Origin of the sequence: Bacillus ectoiniformans, assembly GCF_016908875.1 — a bacterium.
Taxonomy (GTDB): Bacteria; Bacillota; Bacilli; order Bacillales; family Domibacillaceae; genus Bacillus_BX; species Bacillus_BX ectoiniformans.
Genome location: NZ_JAFBES010000009.1, coordinates 50104 through 67860, shown reverse-complemented (window position 1 = coordinate 67860; position 17757 = coordinate 50104). Strand labels below are relative to the sequence as shown.

Below are 17757 nucleotides of genomic sequence, written 5' to 3'. Positions count from 1 at the left end.
TACAAATGATCTTAATTTTTCAAACATGACAATTATATATCGCAAGATCTTATCAAGAGCAGGTGGAGGGACAAGCCCTATGAAGCCCGGCAACCGATCCGAATATATATTTCGGGCACGGTGCTAATTCTTGCAGCTTAGGCTGACAGATGAGAAGACGTGAACGACTAAAGCCTCTTCTTATTTGAAGGGGCTTTTATTTGTTTTTTTAGGAGGAGAATAAGGTGACGATTACAGCAGAAAAATACCAAGAAGAATTATTAGATTGTGAGAATTTTTCTATTTCAAGCGAAAGTTTTATTAAAACAGTGCAAGCCAAGAAGGGAGAAAAACTGTTATTTATTGGTGAACCCTATTCACCAGCAGTTTTTCCGCTGATTCGTGCAAAGGCGCAGGTCACTGCATTAACACAAGCAGAGGAAATCGATGAGTTAGAGAGCGGCTTTGATGGAATTGTCACTCAATTCGGCCTCCATCAGTCAGCCGATCCTCTGCATTTACTGACAGCTGCATTTGCCCTGCTCAAAACGAATGGAAGGCTAGTGGCTGATTTAGCAGAAGCAAAGGTTCTTGAAGACCGAGGCGGCTATTCTTATCAAGCATCCTTGGCAGATTACTGGACACTTATTCAGCAAGCAGGATTTGAAGCGGTGCTAGTCCAGCAAATTTCAGTAAACAACGCAGAAGAAGCCATTAAACAAGGCTGGCAAGACCTAGCAGGAGCGAATAGTTATCCAATCACGGTTAATCGTTTCATTGCAGTAAAGTGATCCAGCTAGCGTGTCACTGTTCAAAAAGATGCTAGAAAGAATAATAGGCAGGTTGGAAAGAATAGTGACCGAATTGGAAAGAATATAGGACAAATTGGAAAGAATATTGGACAAATTGGAAAGAATAAAGACCGAATTGGAAAGAATAAAAAGGCGGATTGGAAAGAATCGAGCGAATTAGAAAGAATAAACCGCAATTCGGAAAGAATAAACCTAATATCGGAAAGAATATCGGACAAATTGGAAAGAATAAAGACCGGATTGGAAAGAATCGAGTGAATTAGAAAGAATAAACGGCAATTCGGAAAGAATAAACCTGAATTAGGAAAGAATAATAGGCAAATTAGAAAGATTAACAACCGAATACGAGTCATTCAGCAGGGCTTACCGTAAAGAAGTCATCTTGCCCATGAGAAAAAGGCTGAATCAATGAATCAGCCTTTTGGAAATCATGATCATATGAGCAAAATGAAAGCAGCTTGGTCCCTATTTCTGCTCTTTATCCAAGTAGTGAGTGGTAAAGTCAATAAGCGGCTGAATTGAGATCAGCTTCGCGGTCGTTTGACCAATTCTTCCTGTCTGGATCGGATGTTCATTTTCGAAAGCAAGACCGATGTCATTGAATGTCTCGGAGTTCTCTTCAAGTTCAATGAACTCTTTCCAAACTCTTTCGCCGTTTTCCATCATAGCTGCACCCTGTGTGTATTCTTTCCGCGTCGATTCCGACCGGTATTCGCTTAAATGCATCGCGGTACATGAAGTATAATCCGTTCCGATAAACAAGGTGGAAGCATTCAAATCATATAAACGGGCAAGCGGCGAGTCTTCGCCAAACGGATAATTTAAAGAATGGTTTTCAGTTATCCATTTCGCATGTTTTCCCCAAGCCGTGAAAGAGCTGGTTGGATGGTTGCTTCTTAAAACGCCAGGGAATGTCCGAAAGGTTTCTGCAATTTTCCCCATTCCAAGAGATGGCGTGATTTCAGGGAGAAACGCTGGCATCATGTAGCGAATGCTCGGCCACCAGTCTTCCGGAACAGGCGGATGCTGCCAGTAACTTGGTTCAGAATTATATGTGGTCTGAGCGGGCATCACAATGGTTCCTTCTTCTGTAAGTGTTTCCATTAGTGCTTGAATTACAGCCACTTCAGCGCCAACCACCCATCCAAGCGATTTTAGCGAGGAGTGAACAATGACTTGGCTTCCTGATGTTAGACCAAGTGAAGTGAAATCTTTTTTTAACGTTTCCTTTGTAATCACGGATTTTGTCCGTTCAATTAATTGCTCTTTCCCCATATAGAACCTCCGAATAATGATAGTTTCTTCTATTATATATAAAACCCATTTCAATTGGTTAAAACTTCTTAGATTTTAACGGAGATTACATTCCCAAGCTATTTTCTTTGCTGCATATTTAGTATGATATTTGAGAGTATTTATATTGAAAACATATTAACGTGTGGAGAAGGTGGCAATCAGTGAAAAAACGCAATTTGCATTATCAAACAGCTCCTTATACAAAAGAGCAGTTTTTTATTAAATATAAACAATTATCCAAGCAGGAATCTCATCATGTTTTTCTTGAGAGCGGAAGGGGAGGCCGTTATAGCATAGCGGGGCTTAAGCCGTCTGCGATGATTACTTCGACAGATTCTGGTATAGATATTTGCACGGAAAAAGGAACAGAGTCACTGGCTGGAGAGCCATTAAGAGCGCTTGATCAGTGGATGGAACAATATCAAATCCCGAAACAAGAAGAATTGCCAGATTTTCAAGGCGGAGCAATCGGGTACATCAGCTATGATTATGCTCGTTATATTGAGGTGCTCCCTGAGCTTGCTGCAGATGATTTAGGTCTGCCGCTTGTATATTTCCTCGTCTATGATGAGTGGGCGGTCTTTGATCACGAAACCAATCTGTTATGGGTCATGAAATTAACAGAAAACGCAGAGGATGCAGATGTTCCGCTTGAAAAGTGGCTTGAGCAAGACATGGAGAATGAAGAGTATAAAGGTGTAGAAACTGCAGATGATACGATTCACTTTTCTTTAAAAGAAGAAGCATTTAAACAGGCAGTCGAAATCACACAAGAATATATTTCTAAAGGAGACGTCTTTCAGGTCAATTTATCAGTCAGACAATCGAAGGAGTTAAAGGTTCCGGGTCTTGCGGTATATGAACAGCTGCGGTTATTAAATCCATCTCCATACATGGCGTTTATTCATACGCCGGAATTTGAAGTGGTGTCTGCATCTCCCGAATTGTTAATTAAAAAGTCAGGCATGGAATTAAGCACGCGCCCAATCGCTGGCACGCGGTCACGAGGGAAAGATGAAGCAGAAGATCTATTGCTTGCTTCTGAGCTGATTGAAAATGAAAAAGAACGGGCGGAACATGTCATGCTCGTCGATTTAGAACGCAATGATTTAGGACGTGTCAGCAAATATGGCACGGTTGAAGTCAATGAATTTATGGTCATCGAAAAGTACTCTCATGTTATGCATATCGTTTCAAACGTAAGAGGCGAGCTGGCCGAGGGAAAAACAAATGCGGACATTATTGAAGCGGTCTTTCCCGGCGGAACGATCACAGGCGCTCCTAAAGTGAGAACGATGGAAATTATTGAAGAGCTTGAACCGGTGCAGAGAGGCATTTATACGGGGTCGATTGGCTGGATTGGCTTCAATAGGGATCTTGAATTAAATATTGTCATACGTACCATGTTAGTTAAGGATGGCGTTGGACATGTTCAAGCAGGAGCGGGAATTGTCATTGACTCAAACCCTTACCATGAATACAAAGAATCGCTTAAAAAAGCATCAGCAGTCTGGGCTGCAACGAAGATGGCAGAAGAGAAAGCGGATTAATAAAAATAAATATTTAAAAAATATTGTCAAATTATGAACTGTTATATTACAATAGATATACCATACACATTGTACTGAATATAGATATGTCCTATCTGTACCTCTTACAATATCTGTAATGGCTGGAGGAACGACTGTGTTTCATAGTAATACGATTTATGTAGTCGGGGATGCGAAGACCGCTTCGAATAATCCGATTACGCAGCAATTTAACAGTTTCTTTATCGGTTTAGTGATCGATAAGCGGACTCATGAAATTATTGAGGCTGAGTGTTCAGCTACTATTTCACTGACATCAAGGTTTGTTCAGTCTTTATTCGTTGGAAAGTCCATTCTGGATTTAGAAGAAATGGTTAAAGATATTGAAGCCCGTTATTTTGGATCTTCTCAAAAAGCGCTAATTGTCGCATTAAAAAATGCGCATATAAAATATAACCAAATAGATCAGATGTAGCTGCTTCATTTGTTATTCGCAATTGAAATCCAGCTGTTAAAAGGCCGTACGGGCTTTTTAGCAGCTGGATTTTTTATTTTATCGGCCTGCCTATATGGCTAGAGCCTACATACAAGGAGGAAATAAAAATGATACAAGATGGTGTAATGTTTGTCTGCTTTTTGCTGGCGTTTACAGCGGCAGTCGCGATCGCCGAAAAAACAATTGGAGGTAAGTTCTTTAAATATGTGCCAGGCATTATTTTAATTTATGTGGGAGCGGCGTTAATGAAGACGTTTGGCGTATTCTCAGCTAGTGAATCAGTTGAAACCGCTTACAGTACTATTCGCGGATTATTGCTTCCAGCGATGCTGATGCTCATGCTTTTGCAATGCGATTTAAGAAAGATTATGCGTCTTGGACCTAAAATGCTTCTGACGTTTTTCGCTGCTTCCATTAGTATTGTCGGCGGATTTGCTATCACATACGCTTTGCTTCAAGGGTTTTATGCGGAAGGAACATGGCAAGCTTTTGCTGCACTGAATGCCAGCTGGACAGGCGGATCAGCGAATATGGTCATTTTGCAGGGGATTCTGGATGTGCCAGAAAATATTTTTGGCTACGCATTAATTATGGATACAGTGAACTATTCTGTTTGGGTCATGTTTCTTTTCTGGTTAGTGCCATTTGGAATGAAGTTTAATAAATGGACAAAAGCCGATACAACTTATTTTGATCAAATCACTGCTGAATTAGAAGCGGAAGAAGCTGAAAATAAGAAGGAGTTTGGTTTTGTAGAATTAATCGGCTTCTTAGCTTTAGGGCTGATTGTATCCGCAGTTGCTTCAAAGATCTCTGGGAATCTTCCGGAGCTAGGAGCAGCGGTGAATGCGACAACATGGACAATTATTATAGCCTCTGTGGTTGGGTTAATTCTAGCGGTAACAAAGGTAGGGAAAATGCCGGGATCGATGGAGATTTCAAAAGTGATGCTTTACATCATTATTGGGTTAATTGCTTCCCACGCCGATTTCTCTCAGCTGTTCCAAGCACCGATCTATATTATCTCAGGATTTATGATTCTGTTCTTCCACGGCTTAATTATGGTCATTTTAGCTAAGGTATTTAAATTAGATTTATTCACCATGGGTGTTGCTTCTTTAGCCAACATTGGCGGTGTAGCTTCCGCACCAATCTTAGCAGGTGCATTCAATCGCGCATTAATTCCTGTGGGAATCCTGATGGCGGTACTTGGAAGTTTACTTGGAACTTATTATGGAATCTTATCTTCGTATATTTTATCAGCTCTTTAAAGAAAGGAAGTCACCATGAAAATTCAAGCAGTGAGAGTTTCCGTTGAGAAACTCCCTTTAGTCAAGCCATTTAAGACCGCTTTACGAACGGCGTTAGAAATTGATAATATTTTTGTTTCAGTTTTATTGGAAGACGGAACGGAGGGAATAGGAGCCGCAGCGCCGACAGTTGCCATTACAGGGGACTCAACTGGCAGTATTGTAGAAATCATTAGTGAAGTGATCGCTCCCCAGCTAGAAGGCAAAGAAATCGAGCAGTTAAATCGATTGTCTTTGATTGTTCAAAACTCAAGTGTCGGCAATACCAGTGCAAAAGCGGCAGTAGAAATTGCTCTGTATGACGCGGTATGCAAACAGTTAAAATTACCTTTATATCAATTTATTGGAGGAAGAACAAATAATCTTCAGAATGATATGACTGTCAGTGTCGGAGAACCTGCTGATATGGTTCGAGATGCAATTGATATTGTTAGAGACGGATTTTCCACGATGAAAATAAAGGTCGGCAAAGACTGGGAGAAAGATGTGGAGAGAATCGAGTCGATCCGGCAAGCAGTGGGAGCAGATATTACCATTCGAGTTGACGCGAATCAAGGCTGGACACCGAAGCAAGCGATTAAAATTATTCATGAGCTGGAAAACAGAAACCTGAACATTGATTTAATCGAACAGCCGGTAAAAGCTTACGATATTGATGGATTGAAAGAAATAAAGAATCATGTGGAGCTGCCGATTATGGCAGACGAAAGTCTTTTCTCACCGCGCGATGCGATGCGTTTATTGTCAGAAAAAGCGGTGGATTTTTTAAATATTAAATTAATGAAAACCGGCGGCATTCGTCGAGCGCTGCAAATCGCGGATATGGCAGAAGCAGCAGAAGTTGAATGTATGATCGGCAGCATGATGGAGTCATCTGTCAGTGTGGCCGCCGCCGCACATTTAGCCACGGCTCATCCTAATATCACGAAGATCGATCTGGATGCTCCTTTATGGATTAAGGATGAACCGTTTGAAGGCATTCAATACGTGAAAGATCAATTAATTTTGTCCGAAGAATTTGGTTTAGGAGTAAAGAGAAAGCCTTCTTTTTCTCTATAAATATATATTGAAAGGATGAAGAAATTGAACAAACAGAAAAAATGGTCACTTGCCTTTTTGTCAATCGTATTAATGTTTATCTTTGCCCCGCAAACGACTGGAGCAAAAGAGAAGGAACAAACCGCTTATGTAAATGTCTCCGTTGCGACACTCTGGACTGAGCCTAATCTTTTGCGTGAGCTGGATGCACCATCCGCTTCTGTACCTGCTGATTTGCGCCAATGGACAAGCAATATGGCTTACCAGGATAAACTGTGGCTAGTAGGAAATTTAGAAACACAGGCGCTTTATGGTACGAAGGTGACGATTCTTGAAGAAGAAGGGAAATGGGTGAAAGTTGCTGCTCATAACCAGCCAACGCCAAGAAATGAACTGGGCTATCCTGGCTGGATGCCGAAAGCGCAATTAGCAGATGGCAAAGCTTTCGAAAAAATGTCTGAGCGCTCAACAGCCTTAGTTACTGCGCCTACAGCATGGGTGTATAACGCGCCTCGTCAAACAGCTAAGCAAATGGAGATCAGCTTTAATACTCGCTTGCCTATATTGAAAACTCATAAAGACTGGGTGTTAGTAATGACACCTGCTGATGGAGCGAAATGGCTCAATAAACAGGACGTTACAATCCTTGAAGACAATGAAAGCATGCCGGCTCCAACTGGCCAGCAAATCGTCGACAGCGGTAAACAGTTCCTGGGACTTCCATATTTGTGGGCAGGAATGTCAGGATTTGGCTTTGACTGCTCTGGTTTTACCTATACAATGTATCATGCTAACGGAATAACAATCCCTAGAGACTCTTCTGTACAAGCGAAGAATGGTCTTCCGGTAGAACGTGAAAATTTGCAGGCAGGAGACTTATTATTCTTTGCCTATGAAGAAGGAAAAGGAAGAGTTCATCACGTTGGCATGTATGTAGGGGAAGGCAAAATGATTCATTCTCCAAACAGTTCAACCCATGTTCGGATTGACGTGATTGACGAATCTGGCTATGGAAATGAATATGCTGGTGCAAGAAGATATATTAAGTAACTTGTTAAAAGCTTAAGGGTAGCTGCTCTTAAGCTTTTTTGAATGGATTTAATTGCACACAATTTTACAGCAATTTTAAGTAGACGAAAACGGATCAACCATACATAATATAAGCACAACCATGTGTAAAGGAGAACAGCGAATGATTTTAATGATCGACAACTACGATTCATTCACATATAATCTTGTGCAATATTTAGGAGAGCTTGGGGAGGAGCTTGTGGTAAGGCGAAACGATGCAATTACGATTCAGGAAATCGCTGAAATGAACCCTGCTTTTCTCATGATCTCCCCAGGGCCTTGCACACCCAATGAAGCTGGGATTAGTTTAGAAGCGATCCGAACATTTGCGGGCAAAATTCCGATCTTTGGTGTTTGTCTCGGACAGCAGTCGATTGCCCAAGTATTTGGCGGAGAAGTCGTACAAGCAGAACGGCTAATGCATGGAAAGACATCGCCCATGTTTCATGATGGCCAATCAATTTTTGAAGGCTTTCCAAATCCTTTTCCTGCGACCCGTTACCATTCCCTCATTGTTAAGCGGGACACACTCCCGGATTGTTTTGAGATCTCTGCCTGGACAGAAGAAGGGGAAATTATGGCCATTCGTCACAAAGAATTGCCAGTGGAAGGTGTCCAATTTCATCCGGAATCGATCATGACCTATGGCGGAAGAGAGATGCTCGCGAACTTTATTAAGCGTTATAAAAAAGTTCCGGCAGGTGAGTAATATGTTCGTTTATATGAACGGTCAGATCATAAAACAAGACGAAGTACGAATTTCTCCCTTTGATCACGGATTTCTATACGGACTTGGTGTATTTGAAACGTTTCGTCTTTATAATGGCCATCCCTTTTTATTGGACGATCATTTAGAGCGATTAAATAAAAGCCTGGAGACTTTGATGATTGAGAGAGCTTTTACCCGGGATGAAATCATGGAGATCGTCATCTCTTTATCAAACGCGAACGAATTAAAGGATGCGTATATTCGGTTGAATGTATCTGCGGGCAATGGCGAAATTGGTCTGCAGACAGATGTCTATAAAAAACCGAATGTCATCATGTTTCAAAAGCCGCTTCAACCACCTAAAGAAATGCAGGAAAAGGAAGGAGTTTGGCTTGAAACTAAGCGAAACACGCCAGAACTCTCAGAACGGCTCAAATCTCATCATTACTTAAATAATATTGCGGCTAAGCGCGAGATAGGCAATGATCTTAGAAAAGAAGGTATTTTCTTTACATCAGAAGGTTTTATAGCAGAAGGAATTGTCTCCAATGTCTTCTGGATAAAAGGGGGCACGCTTTATACACCCACCATTGAAACCGGCATTTTAAATGGAGTTACCAGACAACTTGTCATGGCATTAGCAAAAAAGAACGGATGGCGCATGGAAGAAGGCTATTACAAAAAAGAGCAGCTGCTTGAGGCAGAGGAAGCGTTTTTTACCAATTCTATTCAAGAGATTGTTCCAATCGTTTGCATTAATAGCCGTGTTTTTCCAGGCCGAAAAGGTAAGCATGCTAAGAATCTATATGAAGATTACAGCTTGCATAGAGAAGAATTATGGAGCAGAAATCAATTGTAAAAATGGCTCTATACAGCGGAAAACCCGGTTTGGAGATTACCTGTCCAATCGGGTTTTTATTTTTCAATTAAGCAGTAAAAATATATTTACATATTTGTGAAATGGTGAGCAAACTTTATCGAAATTTGTTATACTTTCTTTGTAAATAATTAATAAAAATTGGTAATTGGGGTAGAAGTAAATATTCCCAATTTCGGAGGTGACATATAATGTTTTGGATTCAATTTGCTATCTTACTTGCTTGTATATTTATCGGCGCCCGGCTTGGCGGGGTAGGTCTAGGCGTTATGGGCGGTGTCGGTTTGGCTATTTTCGTTTTTGTTTTTCAGCTGCAGCCGACAGATCCGCCAATCGACGTGATGCTGATGATCGTTGCGGTCATTACAGCAGCTAGTTCGCTCCAGGCAGCAGGAGGAATGGATTACCTGGTCAGTATTGCAGAAAAAGCCTTGCGAAAAAATCCTAAGAGAATTACATTTGTCGCGCCAATGGTGACGTATATATTTACCCTTTGTGCAGGGACAGGCCATGTGGCTTACTCTGTGCTTCCAGTGATTGCAGAAGTCGCCCGCGAATCGAAAGTTCGGCCGGAACGTCCGATGTCGATTGCGGTTATTGCTTCCCAGCAGGCGATTACAGCTAGTCCAATTTCAGCAGCAACAGTGGCGCTTGTTGCCTTACTGGCTGATTTTCAAATCAGTTTACTGGACATATTAATAGTATGTATTCCATCTACTTTTATTGCTTGTATGATTGCCGCATTTGTTGCGAGCAAAATGGGTAAAGAGCTAGAAGATGACCCTATTTACTTGGAGCGTTTAGAACAAGGACTGGCCTCTATTAAAGCCGATCAGCATGAATTGCAAATCACAAAGGAGTCAAAGATTTCTGTTGCCTTATTTTTAATAGGAGCGATCCTTGTGGTGTTATTAGGCTCGTTAGAATTTTTAAGACCTGCATGGACAGTTGAAGGTGAACTTGTCCGATTGTCTATGCCGCATACGATTGAGATTGTGATGCTGACTATTTCTGCTTTAATTATTCTTTTATGCAAGCCAGATGTTGAATCAATCGTTTCTGGCACTGTTTTTAAGGCAGGAGTCACAGCGGTTGTAGCGATTTTCGGAATTGCCTGGATGGGTGATACGTTCTTTAAAGGGAATATGGAGACTATTCAAGGGTCCATCCAAGATCTTGTCACAGCGGCTCCATGGATGTTCGCGTTTGCCTTGTTTGTATTATCTATTTTGCTTTACAGTCAGGCTGCGACAGTACGTGCGCTCATGCCGCTCGGAATTTCACTTGGGATTTCTCCATATTTACTCATTGCCATGTTTCCTGCGGTCAACGGCTACTTTTTCATACCGAATTATGGTACTGTAGTAGCGGCCATTAACTTTGACAGAACAGGAACGACACGAATTGGAAAATATGTATTAAATCATAGCTTTATGATTCCAGGAGTCGTAGCTACGATTGGTGCGGTGGGCATCGGCTTGATCATCATCAATTTCCTGTACTAGCATATACACATGGACAATAGGGCGAAATAAGATAGGAGTGGGATGTCATGATTAAGAAAAAGCTGTTTCGTATTGAAAGAGACTTTTTAGGAGAAAAAGAAGTGCCAAAAGGGGCTTATTATGGGGTGCAGACGCTGAGAGCGGTAGAAAACTTTCCGATTACTGGCTACCATATCGACGAGAGTTTAATTAAAGCATTGGCTATTGTAAAGAAATCCGCCGCACAGGCAAATAGAGATATTGGGCAGCTGGACGAATGGATAGCTGAAGCGATTATTCAAGCCACAGATGAGGTGATCTCCGGACAGTACCATGATCAATTTATTGTTGATCCGATTCAAGGAGGGGCAGGCACTTCCATTAATATGAATGGAAATGAAGTGATTGCTAACCGAGCGCTTGAAATTATCGGGAAGGAAAAAGGAAGTTATCAATATATTTCTCCCAATACTCATGTAAATATGGCTCAATCGACAAATGATGCCTTCCCGACGGCGATTCACTTAGCCGTTATTGAAAAAGTCGATACCTTGCTTGAAGTCATGGAAATGCTGCATGAGGCCTTCAGTCAAAAAGCTGTTGAATTTAATCACATTTTAAAGATGGGAAGAACTCATCTGCAAGATGCGGTGCCAATTCGTCTTGGCCAGGAGTTTGAAGCATATGCAAGAGTGCTTCGCCGGGACATTGAGCGAATATCTTCATCGAAAAAGGATTTATTTGAAGTAAACATGGGAGCGACTGCTGTGGGTACCGGGCTAAATGCGGAGCCGCTTTATATTGAAAAGGTTGTAGAGTATTTAGCCTCAAACAGCGGTTATCCAATTGTGAAAGCTGAGCATTTAGTCGATGCCACTCAGAATACAGATGCTTATTTAGAAGTATCATCAGCGTTAAAAGTTTGCATGATGAATATGTCAAAAGTGGCGAATGATTTGCGTATGATGGCATCAGGTCCACGAGCAGGCCTTGGCGAAATTACCCTTCCAGCCCGCCAGCCGGGTTCTTCCATCATGCCGGGAAAAGTTAATCCGGTTATGGCAGAAGTGTTAAATCAAGTAGCTTTCCAAGTGATCGGCAATGATCATACGATTTGTTTAGCTTCAGAAGCAGGACAATTCGAATTAAACGTGATGGAACCAGTCCTTGTCTTTAATTTACTTCAATCCACTCAGATCATGACGAATGTATTTACTGTTTTCCGTAAGTATTGCTTAGAAGGAATCGAAGCAAACGTGGAAAGAATGGAACACTACGTGAATAACAGTGTCGGAATTATCACGGCTATTAATCCGCATGTGGGATATGAAGTAGCTGCAGCCATTGCGAAGGAAGCGATTGATACAGGGAAATCTGTCCGTGAAATCTGCGTGGAGCGCGGAGTACTGACTCATGAAGAGTTAGATATTATTCTTCATCCATATGAAATGACGGACCCAGGGATTTCAGGTCGTGAATTGATGGAGAAAAAACTAGGGCAATTTAAATAATCACTTACTTTAAGACAAGCTGTGATCTAAACGAATTCGCTGAGGTAATTAAAGAGTCTTCATTTCTGCTGCAGCTAAAACAACCCGCTCCGTATATCGGGGCGGGCCTAAACATGTGATTAAAAGAAATCCCGGTGGTAAGGCTGCTGATTGGGGGGAATTAACGTATCGTCGGTAATGGTCGGTTCTTCATATTTATCTCGCTCTTGTTTTTTCTGGCGGTCTTCTGCTTCTTCTTTTGAAGGAAGCGGGGAATCTTTTTTCTTTACGCTATTAGATGACTCTTTAGATGACTCTTTTGGGGTGAAAAATAAAAAGTTCTTTTGAGGCACGGCTTCTTCTTCTAATACGAGCAGAATCTTTTCATGCTCGATCTCTTCGTGGTAAATAGCCGCTTCTTCTTCAGATAACCCAAATTCAATTAAATAATCTTTTATCGGTTCTTCTTGAAGAAAGATGGACTTCATTTTCTCCACCATATTAGGTCCTGCTGAGGTCACTTCGGCTGCTGTCCGATGCTGCAAAAGTAAATTGAAATCCGCATCTTTCGTGACAGCGTACATTGACTTCGGTGAGTATCCTTCAACTTTTAATTGTTCAATTTGACGAATGACATCAATTTCATGTTCAAATAAGCCAATTACTTTTTTAGTCACCATGTAAGTCCTCCTCCTCATGGGCATTCCTTACTTATTGTTTACCCTCTCAAAACTAATGAAAACTTATTCGTTTTTTGACAAAAAGGTAAATTGGTTTCATAAAAAGGAAATAAGAAGAAACCGTCGAATAATTATGACATATATGAAAGGGGGAAGTGAATTGATTAAAACAGATATTAAAACGGCGGATTTGTGTGATGATTATGCAGATCAATTAAAGGTGTGCAAGCAAGAGTTCAAATCATACGGCGGCCACAAGCGTTTTTCTGGTCCTATCTCTACTGTAAAGGTGTTTGAAGACAATGTGCTTGTGAAAGAGGCCCTTCAAACGATTCCTGAGGGACACGTACTTGTCGTAGACGGCGGAGCTTCTAAAAACTGTGCATTGCTTGGCGATTTATTAGGTGAAATTGCTGAAAAAAGAGGATTAGCTGGAGTCATTGTCAATGGCTGTGTTCGCGATACAGCTGAGTTAAAACAGCAATCCATCGGAGTCATGGCTCTTGGCAGCAACCCGCTAAAGAGCATTAAAGTGGGAAAAGGCGAGAAGGATATTCCTGTTCAATTCGGAGAGGTTGAGTGGGTGCCAGGCCATTATGTCTATGCAGATGAAGATGGAATTGTCATTTCAGAACAGTCATTAATTAATGGGAACGCTGAATAAACAAAGAAGGCACTGATATTATTTTCAGTGCCTTCTTTCACGTTTACAGCGTGGCATTTGATGATTTCTGCCTATCATATAGGTAGAACATGTAGTAATAAACGACAGCGCTTAGTAGGGCAAGAACGGCAAGAATGGTGAACGTCCAAATGAATCCAAACCATGCGGTCATTGGAATAGAAATCGGAGCCACCGTTCGTCCAAGTGTATATCGCAAACTGGCCGCGGCGAAATATTGTCCGCGCATCTCTTCCGGAGCTAATTTAGAAATAAAGCTTTGCTGAAGACCGACAATCATTAATTCTCCAAGAGTGAAGACCGCCATAGCTAGGACCATCCCCCAGAACCAGCCCGTCAGTCCAAACATCCACATCGAAGCCGCGTATAAAATAGAGGAGATGGCAAAGACGTTTCTTTCCCTAAACGGCGTGACCCACTTTGAAATGGCTACCGTAAACAAGGCGACGAGCAAGCCATTCTCGGAAATTAATAGCCCAAAGGCTTTTTCTCCAGTTATTTGAAAGTTCCAGTCAGCAAAAGAGAAGATCGTTTGCAGGCTAATCGTTTCCTTTAAATAAACGGGAATTAATAAATCAAGCTGCATAAAGGTTTGCGCACTCAATATGCCTGCTAAAATAAACAGCATGAATAATTTATCATGAACGATGATGCGGTAATCCTTTAATTGCTCCAGTAAAAAGCTGTACCACTTCTTATCTCCATCAGAAAGCATTGCTTTTTTTGCAGGAAGAGATTCCTCAACCCATTTAATGAGAATAAAGGTGAGAAAGAGGCAAGCAGCTGCTGCAAATACCATCAATTCAAATCGATAGCTGAAAAAGAAGATGCCGCCGAGAATAGGTCCAATGACGACAGCAATATTGATGGATGTATAAAACACGGCGAAGACAGAACTCCTGTCTTTCTCTTCAACTACGTCGGCAATCATCGCTTCACTGGCAGGCCAGTATAGGGCTCCAAACATTCCGCCTATGGTAAATGCAATAAATCCTAGAACGGGTGACTGAAACCACGGTGAATTAGCAAAAGCAAAAAGTAAAAAAGAAGCAGCTTGTCCGAAAGCGGCATACACCATCATTTTCTTGCGGCCAAACCGATCTGCACAGTATCCGCCAATCAAATTGGCGAAAACTGAAAATAATTGCGAGAGGATGAGCAGGAATCCCGCCTTTTCTTTCCCAAACGCATCTGCAAAATAGATGGCCAGGAACGGAAAAAACATCCAAAATGTAATGTTTATTACGGCTTCGCCAAAGAGGCGGACTTTTAAGCTTTTATTCCAATCTCTAATCCTCATGATCTTTGCTCCTTCAGCCAGTATGTCTTTTAAATATATCGCAAATGGAGGAAAAGCAGATAGGGAAATCATCATCATTTTAATTGTTTAAAAGAATTTTATATGTTAACATTTTTATTAATATAGTTAACAAATAATCTTGTGAGGAGGACATAAAATGCAAGGACTATTTATGACAGGTACGGATACTGATGCTGGAAAAACAATTGCGACTGTACTATTGACTCATTGTTTCATGGAGCATGGTGTGAATATATTTCCTTTCAAGCCCGTGCAGAGCGGTGCAGAAGAAAGAGACGGTCAATGGGTCGCTCCGGATGTGGAGCAGTATAAAGTGTTGCCAGGTTTACAGAATGAAAGAATGTTTTCTTGTCTGTATAAAAAAGCCAGTTCTCCGCATTTAGCTGCCGAGAAAGAAGGGGCTAAAATTGAGGTGGACTTGTTAAAAACAGACATACAAGAACAATTAAAACCAAATCGTCTGCTTTTGACAGAAGGAGCTGGGGGATTATTTGTTCCGTTAAACAGGCAGGGGTACTGCATAGTAGATTTAATAGAAGAGCTAAAGTTCCCTGTCGTTATTGCAGCCAAAGCAAGTCTCGGAACGATTAATCATACCATGCTGACAGTGGAAGCATTGAAGAAAAGAAAAGTGACTATTGCCGGCATTATTCTTTCGAGCACAGTTCTTGAAGATCCGGAGATAGAAGCAGATAACAGACTTATGATTGAAAAACTATCTGGCGTCCCGGTTATTGGCACGATTCCTTACATAGAAAACATAGAAGAACAATTAGCAGATGCTGCCTTCCGAACAAAGCTGACAGCAAAATGGAACATAGAGAAAATCAAGGAGGAGATCAATCATGGATACACAGCGACTGTATGATATAAGCAAGCAGCATATGTGGCTGCCTTTTACACAAATGAAGGATTATGAAGAGGCGCCTTTAATTATTGAAAGTGGAGAAGGAATTAAACTAAAGGATATTCATGGGAATGAATATTTAGATGGCTATTCCTCCCTTTGGCTGAATGTGCATGGCCATCGCAGAAAAGAAATTGATGAGGCGATCAAGGCACAGCTTGATAAGATTGCCCATTCAACACTTTTAGGGGCAGCGAATGTTCCGTCTATTTTGCTAGCGGAGAAACTGGTGGAAATTGCCCCAGACAATTTAACTCGCGTCTTTTATTCTGACAGCGGAGCAGAATCCGTAGAAATTGCCATAAAGATGGCTTATCAATACTGGCAAAACAAAGGTAACGATAAGAAGAAAAGGTTCGTTACGCTGGCGAATGGCTATCATGGCGATACAGTCGGTGCAATTAGCGTCGGCTCCATTGATCTGTACCACAAAGTTTACGGATCGCTTATGTTTGAATCTTACAATGTGCCGTTTCCAGCTGCATACCGTCATCCGTCAAGTGATGCAGAAACAGTGAAACAAGAATCGCTTACAGCATTGAGAGAACTGTTTGAAGATAGGCATGAAGAGATTGCTGGAATGATGGTCGAGTCCATGGTTCAAGGGGCCGGCGGAATGAACGTTATGCCAGAGGGCTACTTAAAAGCACTCGAAAGCTTGTGCCGAGAGTTTAGTATTTTACTTGTGGTGGATGAAGTGGCGACGGGTTTTGGACGCACTGGAAAAATGTTTGCGGTTGAACATGAAAACGTCCAACCGGACATCATGACCATAGCTAAAGGGATCACAGGAGGATATTTGCCAATAGCGGCTACTATGACATCTGAAGAAGTCTATAAAGCATTCTATGGGGAGTTTTCAGAGATGAAAACATTCTTCCATGGTCATTCGTATACTGGAAATCAGTTAGGGTGTGCAGCTGCGCTAGCGAATTTAGACATATTTGAGAATGAACAATTAGTAAAGCAAGCGGCAGAGAAAGCTGAATACGTGGAGCAGCTTCTGCAAGAGTTAGAAAAGCTTCCTCATGTGGGAGATATTCGACAGCTGGGGCTGATGTGCGGAATTGAGCTGGTCAAAGATAAAGAAACGAAAGAAGCTTTTCCATGGGAGGAGCGAGTAGGGTATAAAGCAACATTGAAAATGCGTGAATTAGGTATGCTGACAAGGCCGCTTGGGGATGTCGTGGTATTTATGCCGCCTTTAGCGGCGAGCTATCAAGAGCTGACTGAAATGGCGAAGATCATGGAGACAGCCATTAAAGAAGTAACTAGTCTTCATGCGCCCGAAACAGCAGGGAAATAATAAAAGCAGCGGGAATTTCCCGCTGCTTTTATTATTTATAGCTTTTCATCGTGAGAAGGATCTCGGTGGTTCAAATAGCTGTCATCCTCAAGGTCTCCCGGATGTTTATCTACTCGATGGGAGTCAGTTGAGTCCAGGGCTCCTCTGAGAAAATAAATAATAAATGCGCCAATAAATACAAGGACAATGGCTAAACCGATCACTGTTACCCAATCCATACTGTCAGCTCCTTTCAAAACAGATCTTATAAAACATTCTTCCACTTTTATTATAACTTAAACATTCACAATATTATAACAAAAAATGCAAGGTTTATTGTTATATAAGAATAGTAATTTACCTTAAGAAATGAAGTGGAGTTAGAGTGTTGAAGCAAACGGTTTACAGGAGAGGAAGGATGGCCTTTAAATTGTTCAATAACTAATAATCGTATCATAAATTTAAAATTTTTCGAAAAAATAGTCTGGCAGTGCGGCAATTTTCATGTATAATACTTTTAAAGTGATCACTTCTAGCTGCACTAATTGAATATTCGTTAAATCAGGTGAATCTGCGTCAAGCAGTTTCTTAATAGGGAAGTTGGTGTAAATCCAACGCGGTCCCGCCACTGTAAATGGGAGCAACGTGCCACCGCCACTGTACGAAACGTATGGGAAGGCGCACGCTGCAATGAACATGAGCCAGGAGACCTGCCTGATTTTTACGCACCGATTTACCTACGAGGATAGGGTGGTGTTAAAGAGCTAATTTATCAGTCTTTTCTTGAACTC

The 17757-nt window shown here is 41.4% G+C and carries 18 protein-coding genes and 2 riboswitches; of the genes, 14 read left to right on the top strand and 4 right to left on the bottom strand.

The genetic code is table 11. From position 1 onward, the window contains the following. Window positions 1-46: 46 nt before the first annotated feature. Window positions 47-156, top strand: a riboswitch (SAM riboswitch). A 68-nt stretch (window positions 157-224) separates the two neighbouring features. Both JOC78_RS12450 and JOC78_RS17655 read left to right on the top strand, forming a co-directional pair. Beyond that, a complete protein-coding gene (locus JOC78_RS12450; protein ID WP_204556389.1) occupies window positions 225-770 on the top strand; it encodes a class I SAM-dependent methyltransferase in 546 nt (181 codons plus the stop codon). A gap of 158 nt (window positions 771-928) precedes the next feature. Then, window positions 929-1054 (top strand): hypothetical protein, encoded by a 126-nt coding sequence (locus JOC78_RS17655; protein ID WP_275582032.1) that lies wholly within the window; start codon window positions 929-931, stop codon window positions 1052-1054. A gap of 202 nt (window positions 1055-1256) precedes the next feature. Here JOC78_RS17655 and JOC78_RS12445 read toward each other — a convergent pair whose 3' ends face one another. Next, entirely contained in the window at window positions 1257-2066 is an 810-nt protein-coding gene (locus JOC78_RS12445; protein WP_204556387.1) for an AAC(3) family N-acetyltransferase, read from the bottom strand. A gap of 182 nt (window positions 2067-2248) precedes the next feature. Between JOC78_RS12445 and JOC78_RS12440 the strand changes: the two genes are divergently transcribed. From JOC78_RS12440 to aspA, 9 genes are all read left to right on the top strand, one after another. Further along, window positions 2249-3637: a chorismate-binding protein gene (locus JOC78_RS12440; RefSeq protein WP_204556385.1), complete on the top strand. Its 1389-nt coding sequence runs from the start codon at window positions 2249-2251 to the stop codon at window positions 3635-3637. Between the two features lie 136 nt (window positions 3638-3773). Then, entirely contained in the window at window positions 3774-4091 is a 318-nt protein-coding gene (locus JOC78_RS12435) for a DUF3870 domain-containing protein (protein WP_204556383.1), read from the top strand. A 128-nt stretch (window positions 4092-4219) separates the two neighbouring features. Further along, a complete protein-coding gene (locus JOC78_RS12430; protein ID WP_204556381.1) occupies window positions 4220-5383 on the top strand; it encodes a DUF819 family protein in 1164 nt (387 codons plus the stop codon). A gap of 15 nt (window positions 5384-5398) precedes the next feature. Continuing rightward, window positions 5399-6481, top strand: coding sequence for a dipeptide epimerase (locus tag JOC78_RS12425; RefSeq protein ID WP_204556379.1), 1083 nt, complete (start codon window positions 5399-5401; stop codon window positions 6479-6481). Between the two features lie 15 nt (window positions 6482-6496). Then, window positions 6497-7510 (top strand): C40 family peptidase, encoded by a 1014-nt coding sequence (locus JOC78_RS12420; protein ID WP_204556377.1) that lies wholly within the window; start codon window positions 6497-6499, stop codon window positions 7508-7510. A gap of 142 nt (window positions 7511-7652) precedes the next feature. Then, window positions 7653-8240, top strand: a complete 588-nt coding sequence (gene pabA, locus JOC78_RS12415; RefSeq protein ID WP_204556375.1) for an aminodeoxychorismate/anthranilate synthase component II — start codon at window positions 7653-7655, stop codon at window positions 8238-8240. Window position 8241: 1 nt separating this feature from the next. After that, window positions 8242-9099: an aminodeoxychorismate lyase gene (gene pabC / locus JOC78_RS12410; protein ID WP_204556373.1), complete on the top strand. Its 858-nt coding sequence runs from the start codon at window positions 8242-8244 to the stop codon at window positions 9097-9099. A 209-nt stretch (window positions 9100-9308) separates the two neighbouring features. Next, a complete protein-coding gene (locus JOC78_RS12405) occupies window positions 9309-10622 on the top strand; it encodes an anaerobic C4-dicarboxylate transporter family protein (protein ID WP_204556371.1) in 1314 nt (437 codons plus the stop codon). A gap of 47 nt (window positions 10623-10669) precedes the next feature. Beyond that, window positions 10670-12112, top strand: coding sequence for an aspartate ammonia-lyase (gene aspA, locus JOC78_RS12400; RefSeq protein WP_204556369.1), 1443 nt, complete (start codon window positions 10670-10672; stop codon window positions 12110-12112). A gap of 119 nt (window positions 12113-12231) precedes the next feature. Here the strand turns inward: aspA and JOC78_RS12395 are convergent, their stop codons facing one another. Beyond that, window positions 12232-12768, bottom strand: coding sequence for a general stress protein (locus tag JOC78_RS12395; RefSeq protein WP_204556366.1), 537 nt, complete (start codon window positions 12766-12768; stop codon window positions 12232-12234). 166 nt (window positions 12769-12934) lie between these two features. Between JOC78_RS12395 and rraA the strand changes: the two genes are divergently transcribed. After that, the gene (gene rraA / locus JOC78_RS12390) at window positions 12935-13435 is read left to right on the top strand and encodes a ribonuclease E activity regulator RraA (protein WP_338023204.1); all 501 of its coding nucleotides are present in this window, start codon (window positions 12935-12937) and stop codon (window positions 13433-13435) included. A 43-nt stretch (window positions 13436-13478) separates the two neighbouring features. Here rraA and JOC78_RS12385 read toward each other — a convergent pair whose 3' ends face one another. After that, window positions 13479-14753: an MDR family MFS transporter gene (locus tag JOC78_RS12385; protein WP_204556364.1), complete on the bottom strand. Its 1275-nt coding sequence runs from the start codon at window positions 14751-14753 to the stop codon at window positions 13479-13481. A 157-nt stretch (window positions 14754-14910) separates the two neighbouring features. Here JOC78_RS12385 and bioD point away from each other — a divergent pair, with 157 nt between their 5' ends. Continuing rightward, the gene (gene bioD, locus JOC78_RS12380; RefSeq protein ID WP_204556363.1) at window positions 14911-15642 is read left to right on the top strand and encodes a dethiobiotin synthase; all 732 of its coding nucleotides are present in this window, start codon (window positions 14911-14913) and stop codon (window positions 15640-15642) included. Then, on the top strand, window positions 15620-16987 hold the full coding sequence (gene bioA / locus JOC78_RS12375) for an adenosylmethionine--8-amino-7-oxononanoate transaminase (protein ID WP_204556362.1): 1368 nt from the start codon (window positions 15620-15622) through the stop codon (window positions 16985-16987). The genes bioD and bioA overlap by 23 nt, the downstream gene beginning before the upstream one ends. A gap of 35 nt (window positions 16988-17022) precedes the next feature. Here the strand turns inward: bioA and JOC78_RS12370 are convergent, their stop codons facing one another. Beyond that, on the bottom strand, window positions 17023-17205 hold the full coding sequence (locus JOC78_RS12370) for a hypothetical protein (RefSeq protein ID WP_204556361.1): 183 nt from the start codon (window positions 17203-17205) through the stop codon (window positions 17023-17025). A 308-nt stretch (window positions 17206-17513) separates the two neighbouring features. After that, a riboswitch (cobalamin riboswitch) is annotated at window positions 17514-17698 on the top strand. The last annotated feature ends 59 nt before the right edge of the window (window positions 17699-17757 follow it).

Coding starts and splice junctions, on each gene's coding strand:
- JOC78_RS12445 (WP_204556387.1), bottom strand. CDS start 2,066: ATGGGGAAAGAGCAATTAATTGAACGGACAAAATCCGTGATTACAAAG.
- JOC78_RS12430 (WP_204556381.1), top strand. CDS start 4,220: ATGATACAAGATGGTGTAATGTTTGTCTGCTTTTTGCTGGCGTTTACA.
- JOC78_RS12425 (WP_204556379.1), top strand. CDS start 5,399: ATGAAAATTCAAGCAGTGAGAGTTTCCGTTGAGAAACTCCCTTTAGTC.
- JOC78_RS12420 (WP_204556377.1), top strand. CDS start 6,497: ATGAAGAAATTGAACAAACAGAAAAAATGGTCACTTGCCTTTTTGTCA.
- pabA (WP_204556375.1), top strand. CDS start 7,653: ATGATTTTAATGATCGACAACTACGATTCATTCACATATAATCTTGTG.
- pabC (WP_204556373.1), top strand. CDS start 8,242: ATGTTCGTTTATATGAACGGTCAGATCATAAAACAAGACGAAGTACGA.
- JOC78_RS12405 (WP_204556371.1), top strand. CDS start 9,309: ATGTTTTGGATTCAATTTGCTATCTTACTTGCTTGTATATTTATCGGC.
- aspA (WP_204556369.1), top strand. CDS start 10,670: ATGATTAAGAAAAAGCTGTTTCGTATTGAAAGAGACTTTTTAGGAGAA.
- JOC78_RS12385 (WP_204556364.1), bottom strand. CDS start 14,753: ATGAGGATTAGAGATTGGAATAAAAGCTTAAAAGTCCGCCTCTTTGGC.
- bioD (WP_204556363.1), top strand. CDS start 14,911: ATGCAAGGACTATTTATGACAGGTACGGATACTGATGCTGGAAAAACA.
- bioA (WP_204556362.1), top strand. CDS start 15,620: ATGGATACACAGCGACTGTATGATATAAGCAAGCAGCATATGTGGCTG.
- JOC78_RS12370 (WP_204556361.1), bottom strand. CDS start 17,205: ATGGATTGGGTAACAGTGATCGGTTTAGCCATTGTCCTTGTATTTATT.